Here is a 15,560-nt window from a genome sequence, read left to right as displayed (position 1 = left end):
TCAGGAGGTACAACTATGAAAAAAGCACTCGTATTTTTAACGGTACTACTAACATTTGCCGGGCTTCTTGCCGGATGCGGTACAGCTTCAAACTCCGCCGGCGGTTCAGGTGAATCAGGCGGAGGAGAAACCGTGACAATCGGTTACTTCCCTAATATCAACCACGTTCCTGCAATGGTTGCGAAGAATCAAGGGTACTATGAAGAACAACTAGGTGATGGAACAACTGTTGAGTATAAGACATTCCCTGATGGAGCATCCTTCATGACAGCTCTTAAAACTGGAGAAATCGATGCGGGTCTTGTCGGACCGGGACCTGCTATGAACAACTACTCCACTGGTGCTGACGTAAAAATCATCGCCGGAGGTTCTACTGGCGGAACTGTCGTCCTTGCCCGCGCTGACAGCGGAATTGAATCTGTAGAGGATTTCCCTGGCAAGACATTCATCACTCCGCGTGTAGGATGTACACATGACGTTCAGGTTGAAACATTCCTTAAAGATATGGGCATCACTTCTGAAAGAATCGGCGGTACAATGAAACATATCACTGGTAACCCTGCACAATATCAGGCTATGTTCGAAACTGGCAAAGTCGATATCGCTGTTGCACCAGAACCTTGGGCAGCTGTCCTTGAGCAGGAAACCGGCGCGAAGGTAATCATCAATGCAGATGAAATTTCTTTCGGTGAAACACTTCCAGCTTCTGTATTGGTAGCTTCAGGTGAAATGATTGAGAACAATCCTGAGCGTATCCAGAATATTGTCGACGCTCATAAAAAAGCAACAGAATTCATCAAGGAAAACCCAGAAGAAGCAAAAGAAATCACAATCAACGATGTAAAAGAAGTAACGAACCAGGAATTGAGCAAAGAAGTGGTAGACAATGCTTGGGAAAGAATCGGCTTTACGTACGAAGTGGATTCAGATGCAGTCCAGGCGTTCGCAGATTCTTCCTATGAATTGAAATTCCTAAAAGAAAAACCAGACTTCTCTGATTTGATCGATAAGCAATTCATTCAATAATTTTCAACGGCTGATCCATATTTCGGATCAGCCGTTTTTAAGGAGGGACAACATATGAAATGGATGAAAATCGGGCTCCTCATAGTGGCGGGCCTATTGATCACCGCCTGCACAAGCCAGGAAGATATTGAGCAATCCTTTCCAATGAGTATGGAGGTTGAGGAGTTTTCAGCAGTCAATCAAGATGGTGAAGCTGTTACATTAGAAGATATTGAAGGGGATATCTGGATTGCTGATTTCATTTTCACCAATTGTGATACTGTGTGCCTTCCCATGACAGCCAACATGTCACAACTCCAAAAAAAGCTGAAAGACAGCGGTCTTGAGAAAGAAGTCAAACTCATTTCATTCAGTATAGACCCTGAACATGATACACCTGAAGCTCTGACAGAATACAGCCAGCGTTATGATGCTGATTTAAATCAATGGTCATTCCTTACCGGCTACTCTCAAGAGGAAATCGAACTCTTTGCCAACCGCTCGTTCAATACACCTGCAGCTAAAGCCGAAGGTTCGAATCAATTTGTACACGGCACTTCCTTTTACTTGGTTAGTGAGAACGGGACGGTCCTTAAGCAATATGAAGGTGTAAGTGACCCGCCATTTGAAGAAATCATTTCTGACATAAAGAAATTGAACTAATTTCCACTGACTTCTGATACGATACTAATGTATGATTTTAATAAGAACTTAAGTGCAAAGCAGCATAGAGGAGCAGTGAATAAATTGCAGTACGTTTTTAAAAATAAACTTGCAGCCCGCCTTCCAAACTGGGGCAGCGGGGTTCTTTTGTTACTGATCATAGCTGGGGCAGCCAGGTTTCTCGGCACCCTCTTCCCTCTTATGGGAAGTATATTATTTGCAATCATGATCGGAATTGTCATCAATAATACAATCGGGGTTCACGAGGTATTCCAGCCCGGACTATCATTGACTTTGAAAAAACTTTTAAAGGCGGCAGTTGTCATGCTTGGTGTCAGCCTGAGTTTTGCTGACATCCTGCTCATTGGACGGCAGTCGCTGCTGGTTATCCTCGTCTCTGTCATATTGGGGATTGTGATTACAATATGGGTTGGAAGATTGTTGAATATGGACAGGAAACTTGCACTGTTAATCGGGGTTGGAACAAGTATTTGCGGGGCAACGGCCATTTCTGCTGTAAAAGGGGTAATAGACTCCGATGATAACGAAACAGCCTATGCGATTTCCATCATAGTGTTTTTCAATCTCATCGCCTTTTTCCTTTATCCAATCATCGGGCATGTCCTTGACTTGACTGCCACTTCATTTGGGATTTGGGCAGGGACCGCCGTTCATGACACATCTTCATCCATTGCTGTCGGGTATGTATATGGAAATGAAGCCGGCCAAGTAGCTACCACAGTCAAACTGGCGAGAACATTATTCTTGCTTCCATTGATCCTGATTCTGCCGCTGCTGTTAAGAAAAGATCGGCAGAATGGTTCACAAGCGGCAAAGAAGGCCTTCCCCTGGTTCGTCCTGTGGTTCTTGGCGGTCAGTGTCATCAACTCATTCGGAATCATCCCTGCTGTTGCAGAAGAGACCGTAACAGACATCGCCAAGTTCATTATCATCATGGTAATGGGGGCTGTAGGTCTGCAGGTAAACCTGAAACAGTTTGCCAAACTTGGATTCAAACCTCTGATTGCAGGTCTTGCAGCTTCTGTGACTGTTTCGGTGATCAGTTTGTTGATGATTTTGTTTTTACTTTAAGCTCAGACTTGCTCTGGGCTTTTTCTGTTTTAAGGAACCACCGTAAAGGATTGTGGTCATCTTACTTTAAACACTTTTAGGATCAGATAAGATAACAACACTGCCAAGAGAATAATAATAATCGTTGAAAATCCCATTCCTCCGCCAAATGCCGCTTCATTTGACAGGATGGTACTTGTCTCCCAAGCCTTTTCTATATCCGGATTGTATAATAATGTAAGCAGCAGCCCTGTAGCCCATTGCAGAGCAAATAATAGTACGATGAAACTGAACAGGAAGACAATCAATTTTTTCATAGTCTTCTCCTTTCTCCTTATAGTCCCTGCTTATACGTACGGATAGGATGGGTGAAAGTTTCAAATCGAATAAGAAAAAAGAGTACAACATCTGCTGTACTCTTTAAAATTATTGATATTTCATTATCAAACCGCATGCCAGCCTTTTCCCTGCGTCACCAGCCGGCTGTGTCCGATAGTCATCCGGGTTTTGGTGAATGATGACTGCTTTGCCCACCACATCTTTTGGGTTGAATTTGTTCGTAAAGAACGTCATCCTTGCATACCCGTTATTTGAAAACAGAACCGGAAAATCCCCTGCATGGTTTCCATGAGGCTGATTCGTCGGATTCCAATGTCCCCCGGCTGCCTTGAAAGGTTCTTTTTCATCCCCTATTTCACAGCTTCCATTTTCGTGAAGATGAAAACCGTGAGGCCCGATTGGATCTCGATCTCCTTTGCCCTCCTTGAACTCCGGAAGGCCATTTACCTCTACATGAACCTCCGTCCCATTCGGAACCTCCCTGAAGAACACAAACCCTTTCAGATTGGGCGCAAGTGGCCCGCCCTCAATTTGTGCATAAGAGATAGAAGGAACATTCCTGTACGCCGGATAACCATAATAGTAACCCTGCTGTGCACCATAATAATAATTCATTTTATATCAGTCCTCCACTTGGGTTTCTGCCAACTATCATATGTAGCCCGCCCAGATACGTGAATGCTTACTTCTATCGATGATTTAGCCTATAATAGAGAAAACAGATGAAGGAGACAAGTTCATGTCATCAACAGAGAAAAAGAAAATCAACCTTGCGCAGGCAATGAAAGAAAAGCTTGCCCAGCAGAAACAGCAGCAGTCCAAAGGAAAACAGAACGGCATTGTGAAATCAACGCAGCCCCTTAAAAGCCAGCTTACAAAAAAACCGAACAACCAAAAGAAAAGGACGGGGATTTAATTGAACGGCCAGCAGCGCAGCAGCATCTCATCCGGAATTGAAGTGGATATCGTATTGAAAAAAGACCAAAGAACTGGAAAATTGACCAGAGGTACGGTAAAGGATATCCTCACCAACTCTGCAACACACCCGCATGGAATCAAGGTCCGCCTTACCGACGGACAAGTGGGCAGAGTGAAGAATATTATAAAATAATTCATCTCTGATATTACTTTTTAACTTTTTCGCTTTACAAATAACCTCGAAAAGTTCTGCCAAAATGCGGTGATTGGAGCGGAAGGTGAGCGACCTCCTGCGGAATCAGCGGGCAGTTGAGACCCCACAGGCGCAGCCGAGGAGGCTCAACGTCCGCCCCGCGGAGTCGCACACCTGGAGCGGAAATCAATATTCATTTTCAGCACATCCCAATGTTTATGGAGTCACTTTGAAAGGAACTAATACAAGTGAATCCATATCAAAAGGAGATGAGATTTTGTCACAAACTGATGTAAAGCAAGAAGTCCTAAATGTCCTTGAAAACAGCATGGTAGGAACACTCGCTACTGTTGTGGAGAACAAACCTCATTCCCGTTACATGACTTTCTTCAATGATGACCTGACTCTTTATACACCGACAAGCAGCGAAACACACAAAGCGGATGAAATCGAAAAGAATCCAAATGTGCATGTCCTATTGGGATATGAAGGTGAAGGATATGGAGATTCTTATGTAGAAGTGGAAGGTAAAGTGGAAATAAGCAAAGATGACAGCTTAAAAGAAAAACTTTGGAATGATGAAATGAAGAAGTGGTTCAATGGTCCGGACGATCCTGACCTGGTCATCCTTGAAGTTCATCCTTCCCAATACCGTTTGATGAATAAAAATGGTGAAGAACCAAAAGTTCTCGACCTGTAAATGGGAAAAGGTAAGCACGCCTCTCGGCCTGCTTACCTTTTTTAACGTTCTCCTCTTAGGTCCACAAAAAAATACATAAACCTATCCGTTTTTTTTACAAGGTTGGAAGGTAATATGGAAGTAGATGGATAATAGTTTAATAAGATGAGATTTTCGAATGATTGATTTTCTATGGAGTTGTCAGCAGGTTGGTATCTTTCAAAATGTAAAAGTGGAGCTGATTATAGTGAAATTAAAATGGATAGGAATCGCCTCAATCTTACTCGTGACAGGGGTGCTTGGATTTATTTTCTGGTACGAAGTCTCCCAATCAACATCTGAAGAAGCAGAGGATGAAACAGAATACTATGAAGCTGGTTCAGATCAGGCAAACACAGACAGCATGAGTGAAAGTGAGATACCAAACACTTTAAGTGAAGCCGATCTGCAACAGAAGATCCATGATATGAGCCATCAAAAAGTCAAGGCAGCTCAAAAGTGGGGCAGCTTGGAAATCACCCCTGAACGGATCGATCACTTGATTAAGGTGGTAGAGAATGGAAATTACAAGCATTCGCATGTGTATCTTGATATTTTATACGGCTGGAAAGATGGCGATTTTTCAGAGGCTGATAAAGACCATAATACAGTTTGGCGCCTGCAGGGAGGAACAATCGGCAAGGCAACCGGCGTGCTTTCAGTTGCAGAAGAACAGAAATATATAGAAAAGCATTTCCGATAAAAACATCTCCATCATGAAAAAAACGCCTTCCCTTATATGGGAAAGGCGTTTTAGTTTGCAGGTTTCATTGGTGGAGTTACTCTCCTAAGTCAACGTTATGGTAGACCTGCTGGACATCTTCAAGATCCTCAATTGCATCAATCAGTTTCTCGAAATCCTCCTGCACATCTTCCGGCAGGCTGATATCGCTCTGGGCAAGCATCGTCAATTCTGCTACTGTGAAGTCTGTTACACCCGCATTTCTGAATGCTTCCTGGACGGCATGGAACTGATCAGGTTCAGCATAGATGATCACGGCCTCATCTTCTTCAAGAATGTCTCTCGCGTCCACATCTGCTTCCATCAGGATTTCCAGCGCTTCTTCAGCGCTTTTCCCTTCGATCCCGACCACAGCCGTAGAATCGAACATGTAGGCTACAGATCCACTGACACCCATATTACCACCGTTTTTGCCGAAAGCCGCACGAACTTCAGATGCGGTGCGGTTAACGTTATTTGTCAACGCATCGACGATAATCATTGAACCATTAGGACCAAAGCCTTCATAGCGCAGATTATCGAAGCTCTCTTCAGTACCGCCCTTTGCTTTTTCGATCGCACGGTCAATGATATTTCTTGGTACATTATATGTTTTGGCACGTTCAAGAACAAACTTCAAAGCCTGATTGGATTCCGGATCCGGCTCACCCTGTTTGGCGACGACATAGATTTCCTTTGCAAACTTAGAATAGATACGACTCGTATTTGCATCTTTTGAAGCTTTTTTTTCCTTGATATTATTCCATTTACGACCCATATTTTCCACTCTCTTTCAAATAGTAGCTAGTCTTCCTTTCTATTATACCGCAAGACCCCGCCATGTTACGAGATTAATTCCTAAGTTATAGTGAAACTCTGGATGGGGCCATTCTAAAAAATTGGGTCAATGTGGAAAAACAAGACTTTTATCTCTTTTAACCTGTCCATTTCTATGTTATATTTTCAGAAAGTTCAGTTTTTATTACGACTTTAGGAGGAATGCTTATGAATGGCTCAGTAAGATTAATTCCTTATGTCAAAGAAGAAATTATGGAAACTGTTTCGGAGATGCCTGCTGGCGTGGATATGGTCCAAGCCCCTCAGCTTTGGAAGGCGGGAGTGAAAGGAAACGGTGTTACAATTGCTGTCCTTGATACCGGGTGCGACCTCAATCATGAAGAGCTGCAGGGAAGAGTTGTAGGGAAACGCAATTTTACCGATGACGACGATAGCGATGAAGAAAATGTAACAGACTACAATGGTCACGGCACCCATGTTGCAGGAACAATCGCTGCCAACGAGAACGGCCAGGGGGTAATTGGTGTCGCACCGGAAGCCAGCCTGCTGATCATCAAAGTGCTTGCCGGCGAGCAGGGCAGCGGAAGATATGACTGGATAGTTGACGGGATTCAATATGCCATTGATCAGGGAGTAGATGTCATTTCAATGTCCCTTGGCGGGCCAGCCGATTATCCACCGCTTCAAAAGGTCATCAAGCAGGCGGTTGATAAAAACATTTCGGTTGTATGTGCAGCTGGAAATGAAGGGGACGAGGATGCAGACACCGATGAATTTTCCTATCCTGCCTGTTATAATGAAGTTATTTCAGTAGGGGCCATCGACTTTGATAGAAAGTCTTCTTACTTTACCAACTCCAATAATGAAGTCGATCTCGTTGCGCCGGGGGAAAAAATACTTTCTACAATCCCGGGTGGAAAATATGCTAAATTCAGCGGCACCTCCATGGCTGCCCCGCATGTCTCAGGAGCCTTGGCATTAGTGAAGCTATTAGAAGAATCCAACTTTGATCGGAAATTATCCGAATGTGAACTATATGCACAGCTTGTAAGACGGACCATCCCTCTCAGTTATCCAAAGTCTCTGGAAGGCAATGGCCTATTATACCTTACAGCACCTGACCTTTTGATGGAATACCTGCAGCAGAAGCAGCTGTCGCTTTCGGTTTGATAGATTAAATTCATTTATTACCGGGCCAGGTCAGGCACAATTAAAAAAGCGAAATCAAAGGTTATGTAGTCATGCCTTTGATTTCGCTTTTTAATTAATCCAGCTCCAGCGGCCAGCGCCTAGCAGATTTCGGTCTCTCTCCTTGCGAATCCAGCTGCAAGGCCCCAACGGCTATCGAACTTCAGTCTTCCTTATTGCGATAAGTCAACATCAACTCACTACGTTCGTTGTGTTTCCTTTATCTCAAGCGGAATCCTTCCAGTTCGTACGCCGCTGAGCGGGGCCTTTCCGCTTTTTAGAGATAAGTCATCATCGAATCGCTGTCGCTCTTCGTGATTCCTTTATCTCATGCGAGAGCCCTCCAATCTGTACGGCGCTGATCGGCCGCTTTCGCTTTTTATTTTATTTTAGTTTACTTTCTACCTGCTGACATACTTCATCAGCGCTTAATCCGTTTGCTTCAATAACAGAACCTTGTGTTACCACGTTAGCGATCCCCATTACATTGGAATCCAGTCCTGTCAGTACACAGCAGTCACAGTTCTGCGCATCAGATTCCTGCTTCAATTCCACAACATCATGACCTTTTTCACGAAGTGCTTGTACAACATTTTGAAGAGATTCTTCTACTCCAATTCTTGACATGTCTCCACACCTCCTTAACATACTCATAGGATTTTCTATCGTTGGCAATGGTATTCATTTTATTTTTTGTTTTTTTGTTTCCCGCTTTTCTTTTGACTCTGGCTCTGGCTGTTTCCGACCTGAAAATCATCTGTACTGAATTCCACGTCATTTTTGCCTTGCTGTTTTGCCAGCTGTTTTGTTGTTTGGTCCATATTCAATCTGCCTGCTTTGCTCATGTCGACGACTCCTCCTCAGTTAAAACTTGGCTGCCTGATGATTGCAGCTCTTGATTTCGATGTTAGTGTTTGCATTTTCTTCATGTTTTATAAGTGTGTTTCCAACATGAAGAACAAGTTTAACCATGACTCAAAAGGGTATTAATAAATTATGAGAAATCAAAGAAAGGATGAATTTTAGATGGATCAAAAATTACAAGAACTTATTGATGGACTAAACGAGGACTTAGCGAACGAATATACAGCACAGATTATGTACACAAACTATGCTGCGGTCGTTTCCGGTCTGCACCGCGCCGTATTGAAGCCGTTCTTCGAAGGAGAAGTCAGCGATGAACAAGGGCATGCTCTATACTTGGCAGAGAAAATCAAAACACTCGGCGGTACACCGACAACCACTCCAGCTCCTGTTAAGCAGACAGACAATGTCAAAGAAATGCTTCAGGAAGCACGCCAGGCTGAGAAAGAAACAATCGACCGTTACAAAAAGCGCAAGGAACAAGCAGAAGAGCTGGGTTACACAGAATTGGTCGTAAAACTGGATGACCTTATCTCTGATGAAACTCATCATATGGAAGAACTTGACCGCATGCTGATGGATCCGGCATTTCAATAATATTTTAAAAAAGCTTTCTCCGAGTTCGGAGAAAGCTTTTTTTTGATGGGTCCACGCTCTTAAACTTTACACCTATATCACAGTGTAATCCTGCCATTCATCAGGCAGCATCGACTGATATTTTGGCGAGAGGTATCGGTCATCAACGAGGACAATCACTCCTGAGTCTTCTTCTGTCCTGATCAGCCTGCCTCCTGCCTGCAAGACTTTATTCATGCCCGGGAATATATAGGAATAATCATATCCGTTTTTCCCCAAGGCATTAAAATGATTTTTGATGGTATCCCGGTCCAGTCCCAGCTGCGGAAGCCCCACTCCGACAACGATGACACCATTCAGCCGGTCTCCCTTCAGGTCAACCCCTTCCGAAAAAATGCCTCCCAGAACGGCGAATCCTATAAGAGATGAATCACGGCCTGGCTGGAATGCCTCTAAAAAGTCCTCCCGCTCTTCTTCAGTCATATTGGAGGACTGAAGAATGACTTCTGCATCAGGTCCTTCTTCCATAAAGGCTTCGTAAACGTCATTCATATATCGATAAGACGGAAAAAAATACAGATAATTGCCCGGACGCTGTTTCAACAATTGGCGGGGCAATTGTACAAGAGGCGCAATGCTATTTTCCCTGTCCTTATAGCGGGTGGACAGCGGCTTGATATAGACTTCCCAGTTCTCGCGCGGAAAAGGGGAGGGAATTTTAAAGCGAAAGTCTTCCGGTCCGCCCCCCAGCAATTCGTAATAGTAGTGGAACGGCAAAAGAGTTGCTGAAAAGAAAATGGATGATGCAAAGCCTCTGCTCGTCCGGCTAATTAAATCAGACGGATCCAGACAGTAGAGTTTGACTGAGACGTCCCTTTTTCCCGTATCCACATAGGTCACGTAATTTTCATTATATAAGGCTCCGACTTTTATAAAATTATGGGCAGCAAAGTAAGTTTCAAGCAGGACGCTATCTCCGCTCTGCCCAAATAATTCTGCCTCAGCAGCGGCAAGGAATTGTTCAAGAAGTTCAATCAAATCAGTGAAGTTGTCTTGGTAAACTGTAGTCTCTGTTTCCTCACACTTCTTTCTCAGATTTATAAAGAAACGATTGATTTCATTGGCACATCTGTATATTTCTTTGTTTTTACTCTTGAAGGTTCGCTTGAGTTCCAGAAATGCCGACTTCTCCAATTCTGCTGAAAACATTGCCCTTCCCCTGTCGACAAGATTATGCGCTTCATCCGTAAGAAGGACCGTTTTCTTTTTCTGGGAATCCGATAATCTTTTCAGGGATACCCTCGGGTCGAAAATATAGTTATAGTCACATATAACAGCATCGGCAATGTAGGAGAGATCGATGGAAAACTCAAAAGGGCATACACGGTGTTTCCGGCTGTACTGTTCAATCACCGGCCTGGTCAGCCGGGTTTCGTTTTCAAGGATATCGAGGAGAGCACCATTGATCCGGTCATAGTACCCCTCCGCAAATTGGCAGGAGTCGCTCTGGCAAATTGTTTCTTCTTTCAAGCACGCTTTGTCCTTGGCGGTTATCGTCACCGTCTTTGCGGATAACCCTTTTTCCTCCAGCAGTTGGAATGCTTCTTCTGCTGTAGTCCTTGTGATCGTTTTTGCTGTTAGATAATAGACTTTATCAATGGTTTCTTTTCCTATTGCTTTCAAGCTTGGGAAGATGGTGGAAATTGTTTTTCCGGTTCCGGTCGGAGCGTTGGCAAACAGGGTTTTCTTTTCTAATATTGTCTTATAGACGGCTCCGGCAAGATTTCTTTGGCCTTTTCTATAGGCCTTGTAAGGAAACTCCAGTTCATCGGCGGTCCTGGTTCTCTTTTCTTTATGTTCCGAAATCAGTTTGGCAAAGGGATAGTAGTCCCTGATGGCGGCTTCAGCAAATTCCTCCAGGTGCTCTATTGTAAACGTCTGCAAGTAGTGAAGCATTTCTTCCGTATCAACTTCAATATAGGTCAGCCTGACACTGATATTTTCCAAACCATGGTCTTTTGCGTATATGTACGCATAGAACTTCCCTTGGGCCCAATGGACAGGATGAGCATTTTCTGTAAGGTCATCAAGTCTCGCACGGGTGGACTTTATTTCATCAATAATGACTTCTTCCCCTTCAAAAATTAAGCCGTCACATCTTCCCTCGACTGTAAAGTTCAAATCCTTGTACAGGAGGTCAGTGCTGAGAAATTCTTCTGCACGATCTCCCTCTTTGTATGTTTTCTGGATTTTCTTGTGCAGCCGTGTCCCTTCCGTCATGGAGGAGGAGGTCTGGAATCTCTGGTCAATGCTTCCGCTTTTATAAACATACTCCACCAGGTTTCTGACAGACACTTGTACTTCCTTCAAACCGGTTTCTCCTTCCGTCACTTAATGATTGAGAGTCAGGACTATTATCTTGTCTTCCTGATAAAAACAACCTTTAGATAATCCCCTTGTTTGAATTGGCTGATCGTCCTGAAATCTTCAGGGAGCGTGAACTCCTCCATCAGCTTATAAGAGCTGCCGCTTTCTTTGAAGGCTTTATCGATAAAACCTTTGAACCTTTTCATATCAAAGTTGCTGGCATTGGTCGAAGCGACGATGACACCGTTTTTCTCTGTGATGGAAATAGCTTCCTTAAGCAAATCTTTATAGTCCTTCGCTGCTGAAAAGGTGTGTTTCTTCGAACGGGCAAAGCTGGGAGGATCGAGAATGACCATATCGAACTTGAGCTGTTTTTTTACAGCGTACTTGAAATAGTTAAAGACATCCATGACAATGATATCCTGTTCTTCATAATCAATTCCATTGATGCTGAACTGTTCAATGGTCTTGGCTTCACTTCGGTTGGCAAGGTCAACGCTGGTTGTTTTGGCCGCGCCGCCAGCCGCTGCAAACACAGAAAATGCTCCCGTATAAGAAAATGTGTTAAGGACCGTTTTACCTTCCGCATATTTGTCGCGTATCAGCTTCCTTACATCACGCTGATCGAGGAAGACGCCGACCATCGCTCCTTCATTCAAGTAGACGGCAAAGTTGACGCCGTTTTCCTTCACTATGAGTGGAAACTCTGCACGTTCACCTGTCACAAAGTCATCCTCTTCAATATATTTTCCGCTTTGGGCAAATCTTTTTTTCTGGTAAACACCTTTGATATCCGCAAGCTGCTGCAGTGAGAGAATGATGTCATTTTTGAATTGATAGATTCCCTCGCTGTACCAGTTAATCAAGTAATAGCCGTCAAAGTAATCGATGGTAAGCCCGCCGATCCCGTCACCCTCACCGTTGAATACCCGGAATGCGGTCGTGTCTTCACTTTGATAAAACTGCAGCCTTTGGTTAATTGCATTTGTCAGTTTTCTTTCAAAAAAGCTTTGATCGATCCGCTCCTCCTCTTTCCAGCTGAGGATCCAGCCTAACCCTTTATTCTGTTTCCCATAATAGCCTCTGGCAATGAACTGCTTTTGGCTGTCCACCAGCTTGATGATGCTTCCTTCTTCTTCAAGGCCGGCTGTGGAGGCAAGAGCCTCTTTGCTGATGAGCGGAAAGCCATTTTTAAATTTATCTGCGAACTTCGGGTTCACGGTCAATATAATATCTTTCATGATTTCATCCTATCCTTTGTATAATTTAGCCGTTACTACATATATTTCACAGAGAGGGACAAGTATAATCCCCCCTCTTGCTTCACCGCTTTAAAGCAGCGGGGGACAGTCCCCCATTGCTTTAAAGTGATGAAGCAGGCTGTCTGATCACATTGTGTTTCTTCAATATAGTCATTATCGCATTTTTCAACTGAAGGTAAAAATAATTAATAAAGGAATGTAGTTATGAGAGAACGAATCGTCTTTTTCATTGCCGGGCTCCTGCTCTTGACACTAGGGGTCGCCCTCATCATCAAAGCGGGTCTCGGGGCCTCTTCCTGGGATGCTCTCGCTGTTGGGGAGTCCACAACCTTCGGAATCACTGTGGGAACATGCGTCTTCATCAATGGAATCATCCTTATCTTCATCAATGCTTTTCTTTTGAGAAAGAGACCTGAAGTGTTTGCTGCCCTCTCGATTTTCATTATCGGATTAATGATTGATTTCTGGCTGCTGATCGGATTAAAGAACTATGCACCAGCCACTCTCGGTGTTCAATCAGCGACATTGGCAGTCGGGATCCTTGCACTCGGTATCGGGATTGCTGTCTACTTACAGGCCAAATTCCCATCGAGTCCAATGGATACCATTATGGTCGCAATTTCTGAAAGGTTCGGGTTGAGCCTTAGGAGTTCACGCTTGATCAGTGAAGGGCTCGCCCTGGCTCTTGCAGTAGCTTTCAGAGGGGCAGTCGGAGTCGGTACCATCATTGTCACGCTTTCACTTGGTTTCATCGTCCAGTTCTTCTTCCCAAAATTTGAAAAACTGCTTCAGGGCTGGAGCGAGAGACTTTCTTTTAAGTAACTCATTTGATATAGTGGTTTTTGGAAAATAGATAACAGTGGAAACTGCCGCAAAGGGCAGTTTCTTTTTACATCCTTTCAGTCCCTCGGGCTGGACAGCAATCGATTAAAAACATATCGGAGGACATCATGACAGATAGAAATAAAGGCATCCTGCTTCTTCTCGTTTCATCGTTCGGTTTTGCCATGATGGCTGCATTTGTTAAGCTTTCAGGTGATCTGCCGACCGTCCAAAAAACCCTGTTTCGCAACATGGTTTCAGCGATCATTTCCTTTGGATTTGTGATTTACTATAAGGAAAGGCTCTTTGGGAAGAAAGAAAACCAGAAAATCCTGCTCCTGCGCTCAGCACTTGGAACCTTGGGAATCGTGTTTTTCTTCTATGCCATCGATGAGCTTGTATTGTCCGATGCGGATATGCTCAATAAATTGAGTCCATTCTTGACGATCATCTTTTCGGCCATATTTCTGAAAGAAAAAGCAAGGCCTTTCCAAATCATTGCTATCATTATTGCATTTCTCGGAACCCTGCTCATCATCAAACCCCAATTCACAGTGGATATCATCCCCTATCTGGCCGGTATTTTGTCTGCCGTGTTTGCGGCAGGTGCCTATACTGTTTTACGGGTCTTGGGGCAAAAAGAAAAGTTCTATACAGTGGTTTTCTACTTTTCCTTCTTTTCCACTGTAGTGCTGCTTCCATTCGTCATTATGTTCTATGAACCGATGGAGACAGAGCAGCTTATATACTTATTACTTGCCGGTGTCTTTGCGACCCTTGGCCAATTCGGCATTACCATCGCCTATAAGTATGCACCTGCCAAGGAAATATCAATATTCTTTTATTCAACGGTGGTCTACTCTGCACTAATCAGCATTGTCTTGTTTGGACAAATCCCTGACTTGCTGAGCATTGCCGGATACATCATCATTTTCGCCGCCTCTTTCTATATGTTCATGAAGAACAAAGAAGAAGACAAAGCGAAAGCCTGACCCTTTATCACATTAACGCACTAAGGGGGACTGTCCCTCTTAGTGCGTTAAAGCGGTGAAGCAATAAAAAGGAGCCGGAATCAGCGAATTCCGGCTCCTTTTGTTTATAGTTGAATCGGTATTATCTCGTTTCTTAGATTCTCTTCAAGCTGCTTAAGAGTAAATGACTGCCATTCTTCCAGGTTATCAAGCTCCCAAACCTGCAGGAACAGATTATATAAGAAGAATTCTCTTTTTCTTAGAAACAGAGGAATTGCGTCCTTTATTTCCTGGCTTAAAAAGCTGACTTGATTATATCCTCTTGCGAAAGCTTCGAGGAAATCCTTGTGCAGCTCCTTCCAGTCGGAATGAATAGACTTTCCATGCCAATTGACATGGTATAAAGCTGTTGCAATATCTTCAGCGAACCAGGAATACCCGAAGTCGTCGGAATCAATGATATGAATCTCACCATTTGAATATAGAAGATTCCCATGATGAAGATCCCGGTGAGACAATCCATAGCATGAATCATCTTTTGAAAGCTTATCAATTTCCGATAGAAGCCTTTGGTAATGACGTGCTATATACCTGTCTCGCATGAGAAGCTCCCTGTATAGTTTATCATCACTCTTCCTGTTAACTGCCTTCTGTTGTTTCACAGTTAATTTTACTGCATTTCCGTTTTTGTGAAGCTTCCCGGCCATGCTGCCCCATTTCTCAAAGATTTCCACGTTCCAGTGAGAGGGGGTAGAAGGGTCCAGTCCTTCCCCCTCAATTTTCCCAAACTGTGTTATGAGAAAGGGTTCTTTCTCCAAACAAATCTCTTTTATCCTGTCTCCATCGGAAAATAAATGGGGTTCATTAATTTTTACACCCTCTGAAACCAATATCTCAAGCCAATGCTGTTCAGCAAGAAGCTCCTCTTCCGTTCTTCTTTTTGAGTGAGAAACCCTGAGAACGGTCTGGCCTATTGTATTTTCAAAAATGAGGTTCTGCAGTCCGCCTGTCAGTTTCCGTAAAGATTGACTCTCCAATCCCAACGCTAATGCAATTTCTTCTCTCCCTCTATCATCCATCCCTG

Annotated in this window: 19 protein-coding genes; 11 read left to right on the top strand and 8 right to left on the bottom strand. The window is 43.7% G+C overall.

All coding sequences use genetic code 11. From position 1 onward, the window contains the following. Positions 1-15 precede the first annotated feature (15 nt). The 3 genes from ACOJQI_RS04305 to ACOJQI_RS04295 all read left to right on the top strand — a co-directional run bounded on the left by ACOJQI_RS04305 (position 16) and on the right by ACOJQI_RS04295 (position 2,760). Positions 16-1,026, top strand: a complete 1,011-nt coding sequence (locus tag ACOJQI_RS04305) for an aliphatic sulfonate ABC transporter substrate-binding protein (RefSeq protein WP_421383813.1) — start codon at positions 16-18, stop codon at positions 1,024-1,026. Between the two features lie 54 nt (positions 1,027-1,080). Continuing rightward, on the top strand, positions 1,081-1,668 hold the full coding sequence (locus ACOJQI_RS04300; RefSeq protein WP_421383812.1) for an SCO family protein: 588 nt from the start codon (positions 1,081-1,083) through the stop codon (positions 1,666-1,668). Positions 1,669-1,743: 75 nt separating this feature from the next. Next, positions 1,744-2,760, top strand: a complete 1,017-nt coding sequence (locus ACOJQI_RS04295) for a YeiH family protein (protein ID WP_421383811.1) — start codon at positions 1,744-1,746, stop codon at positions 2,758-2,760. 56 nt (positions 2,761-2,816) lie between these two features. Here ACOJQI_RS04295 and ACOJQI_RS04290 read toward each other — a convergent pair whose 3' ends face one another. Both ACOJQI_RS04290 and ACOJQI_RS04285 read right to left on the bottom strand, forming a co-directional pair. After that, positions 2,817-3,056: a hypothetical protein gene (locus tag ACOJQI_RS04290; RefSeq protein WP_421383810.1), complete on the bottom strand. Its 240-nt coding sequence runs from the start codon at positions 3,054-3,056 to the stop codon at positions 2,817-2,819. Between the two features lie 109 nt (positions 3,057-3,165). Continuing rightward, a complete protein-coding gene (locus tag ACOJQI_RS04285) occupies positions 3,166-3,693 on the bottom strand; it encodes a superoxide dismutase family protein (RefSeq protein ID WP_421383809.1) in 528 nt (175 codons plus the stop codon). A gap of 124 nt (positions 3,694-3,817) precedes the next feature. On the opposite strand from ACOJQI_RS04285, the gene ACOJQI_RS04280 reads away from it, so the two are divergent. From ACOJQI_RS04280 to ACOJQI_RS04265, 4 genes are all read left to right on the top strand, one after another. Then, on the top strand, positions 3,818-3,994 hold the full coding sequence (locus ACOJQI_RS04280; RefSeq protein WP_421383808.1) for a hypothetical protein: 177 nt from the start codon (positions 3,818-3,820) through the stop codon (positions 3,992-3,994). Further along, positions 3,995-4,189, top strand: coding sequence for a YwbE family protein (locus tag ACOJQI_RS04275; RefSeq protein ID WP_421383807.1), 195 nt, complete (start codon positions 3,995-3,997; stop codon positions 4,187-4,189). It begins immediately after the preceding gene. Between the two features lie 277 nt (positions 4,190-4,466). After that, positions 4,467-4,889 carry a pyridoxamine 5'-phosphate oxidase family protein gene (locus ACOJQI_RS04270; RefSeq protein ID WP_421383806.1) on the top strand — a complete coding sequence of 141 codons (423 nt, stop codon included), beginning with the start codon at positions 4,467-4,469 and terminating at the stop codon, positions 4,887-4,889. 157 nt (positions 4,890-5,046) lie between these two features. Then, positions 5,047-5,610 carry a DUF6241 domain-containing protein gene (locus ACOJQI_RS04265; protein WP_421383805.1) on the top strand — a complete coding sequence of 188 codons (564 nt, stop codon included), beginning with the start codon at positions 5,047-5,049 and terminating at the stop codon, positions 5,608-5,610. A gap of 76 nt (positions 5,611-5,686) precedes the next feature. On the opposite strand, the gene ACOJQI_RS04260 is transcribed toward ACOJQI_RS04265, so the two are convergent. Next, entirely contained in the window at positions 5,687-6,406 is a 720-nt protein-coding gene (locus tag ACOJQI_RS04260; protein ID WP_421383804.1) for a YebC/PmpR family DNA-binding transcriptional regulator, read from the bottom strand. Positions 6,407-6,633: 227 nt separating this feature from the next. Here ACOJQI_RS04260 and ACOJQI_RS04255 point away from each other — a divergent pair, with 227 nt between their 5' ends. Further along, positions 6,634-7,596 carry a S8 family peptidase gene (locus ACOJQI_RS04255; protein WP_421383803.1) on the top strand — a complete coding sequence of 321 codons (963 nt, stop codon included), beginning with the start codon at positions 6,634-6,636 and terminating at the stop codon, positions 7,594-7,596. Positions 7,597-7,998: 402 nt separating this feature from the next. On the opposite strand, the gene ACOJQI_RS04250 is transcribed toward ACOJQI_RS04255, so the two are convergent. Together ACOJQI_RS04250 and ACOJQI_RS04245 are read right to left on the bottom strand one after the other, a co-directional pair. Beyond that, positions 7,999-8,241, bottom strand: a complete 243-nt coding sequence (locus ACOJQI_RS04250; RefSeq protein WP_421383802.1) for a YkuS family protein — start codon at positions 8,239-8,241, stop codon at positions 7,999-8,001. 59 nt (positions 8,242-8,300) lie between these two features. After that, entirely contained in the window at positions 8,301-8,459 is a 159-nt protein-coding gene (locus ACOJQI_RS04245) for a hypothetical protein (protein ID WP_421383801.1), read from the bottom strand. Positions 8,460-8,640: 181 nt separating this feature from the next. Between ACOJQI_RS04245 and ACOJQI_RS04240 the strand changes: the two genes are divergently transcribed. Continuing rightward, positions 8,641-9,075 carry a ferritin-like domain-containing protein gene (locus tag ACOJQI_RS04240; protein WP_421383800.1) on the top strand — a complete coding sequence of 145 codons (435 nt, stop codon included), beginning with the start codon at positions 8,641-8,643 and terminating at the stop codon, positions 9,073-9,075. Between the two features lie 72 nt (positions 9,076-9,147). Here ACOJQI_RS04240 and ACOJQI_RS04235 read toward each other — a convergent pair whose 3' ends face one another. Continuing rightward, a complete protein-coding gene (locus ACOJQI_RS04235; RefSeq protein ID WP_421383799.1) occupies positions 9,148-11,424 on the bottom strand; it encodes a helicase C-terminal domain-containing protein in 2,277 nt (758 codons plus the stop codon). Between the two features lie 44 nt (positions 11,425-11,468). Continuing rightward, positions 11,469-12,665 (bottom strand): class I SAM-dependent rRNA methyltransferase, encoded by a 1,197-nt coding sequence (locus tag ACOJQI_RS04230; RefSeq protein WP_421385384.1) that lies wholly within the window; start codon positions 12,663-12,665, stop codon positions 11,469-11,471. A 222-nt stretch (positions 12,666-12,887) separates the two neighbouring features. Between ACOJQI_RS04230 and ACOJQI_RS04225 the strand changes: the two genes are divergently transcribed. Together ACOJQI_RS04225 and ACOJQI_RS04220 are read left to right on the top strand one after the other, a co-directional pair. Next, positions 12,888-13,505: a YczE/YyaS/YitT family protein gene (locus ACOJQI_RS04225; RefSeq protein ID WP_421383798.1), complete on the top strand. Its 618-nt coding sequence runs from the start codon at positions 12,888-12,890 to the stop codon at positions 13,503-13,505. Positions 13,506-13,633: 128 nt separating this feature from the next. Then, complete coding sequence (locus tag ACOJQI_RS04220; RefSeq protein WP_421383797.1) at positions 13,634-14,497, top strand: DMT family transporter; 864 nt, start codon at positions 13,634-13,636, stop codon at positions 14,495-14,497. A gap of 104 nt (positions 14,498-14,601) precedes the next feature. Here the strand turns inward: ACOJQI_RS04220 and ACOJQI_RS04215 are convergent, their stop codons facing one another. Further along, a complete protein-coding gene (locus tag ACOJQI_RS04215) occupies positions 14,602-15,555 on the bottom strand; it encodes a phosphotransferase enzyme family protein (RefSeq protein WP_421383796.1) in 954 nt (317 codons plus the stop codon). Positions 15,556-15,560: the final 5 nt, after the last annotated feature.

It is taken from the genome of Bacillus salacetis (genome assembly GCF_049177075.1).
Classification (GTDB): domain Bacteria; phylum Bacillota; class Bacilli; order Bacillales; family Bacillaceae_B; genus Rossellomorea; species Rossellomorea salacetis_A.
Note: the sequence above shows the minus strand (reverse complement) of the source record. Positions and strands in the feature narration are given on the sequence as shown.

Bases quoted from the DNA above. Each gene is read 5' to 3' on its own strand.
- ACOJQI_RS04305 (WP_421383813.1), top strand. From the start codon at position 16: ATGAAAAAAGCACTCGTATTTTTAACGGTACTACTAACATTTGCCGGG.
- ACOJQI_RS04265 (WP_421383805.1), top strand. From the start codon at position 5,047: ATGATTGATTTTCTATGGAGTTGTCAGCAGGTTGGTATCTTTCAAAAT.
- ACOJQI_RS04220 (WP_421383797.1), top strand. From the start codon at position 13,634: ATGACAGATAGAAATAAAGGCATCCTGCTTCTTCTCGTTTCATCGTTC.
- ACOJQI_RS04280 (WP_421383808.1), top strand. From the start codon at position 3,818: ATGTCATCAACAGAGAAAAAGAAAATCAACCTTGCGCAGGCAATGAAA.
- ACOJQI_RS04300 (WP_421383812.1), top strand. From the start codon at position 1,081: ATGAAATGGATGAAAATCGGGCTCCTCATAGTGGCGGGCCTATTGATC.
- ACOJQI_RS04255 (WP_421383803.1), top strand. From the start codon at position 6,634: ATGAATGGCTCAGTAAGATTAATTCCTTATGTCAAAGAAGAAATTATG.
- ACOJQI_RS04225 (WP_421383798.1), top strand. From the start codon at position 12,888: ATGAGAGAACGAATCGTCTTTTTCATTGCCGGGCTCCTGCTCTTGACA.
- ACOJQI_RS04215 (WP_421383796.1), bottom strand. From the start codon at position 15,555: ATGGATGATAGAGGGAGAGAAGAAATTGCATTAGCGTTGGGATTGGAG.
- ACOJQI_RS04240 (WP_421383800.1), top strand. From the start codon at position 8,641: ATGGATCAAAAATTACAAGAACTTATTGATGGACTAAACGAGGACTTA.
- ACOJQI_RS04290 (WP_421383810.1), bottom strand. From the start codon at position 3,056: ATGAAAAAATTGATTGTCTTCCTGTTCAGTTTCATCGTACTATTATTT.
- ACOJQI_RS04245 (WP_421383801.1), bottom strand. From the start codon at position 8,459: ATGAGCAAAGCAGGCAGATTGAATATGGACCAAACAACAAAACAGCTG.
- ACOJQI_RS04250 (WP_421383802.1), bottom strand. From the start codon at position 8,241: ATGTCAAGAATTGGAGTAGAAGAATCTCTTCAAAATGTTGTACAAGCA.
- ACOJQI_RS04285 (WP_421383809.1), bottom strand. From the start codon at position 3,693: ATGAATTATTATTATGGTGCACAGCAGGGTTACTATTATGGTTATCCG.
- ACOJQI_RS04260 (WP_421383804.1), bottom strand. From the start codon at position 6,406: ATGGGTCGTAAATGGAATAATATCAAGGAAAAAAAAGCTTCAAAAGAT.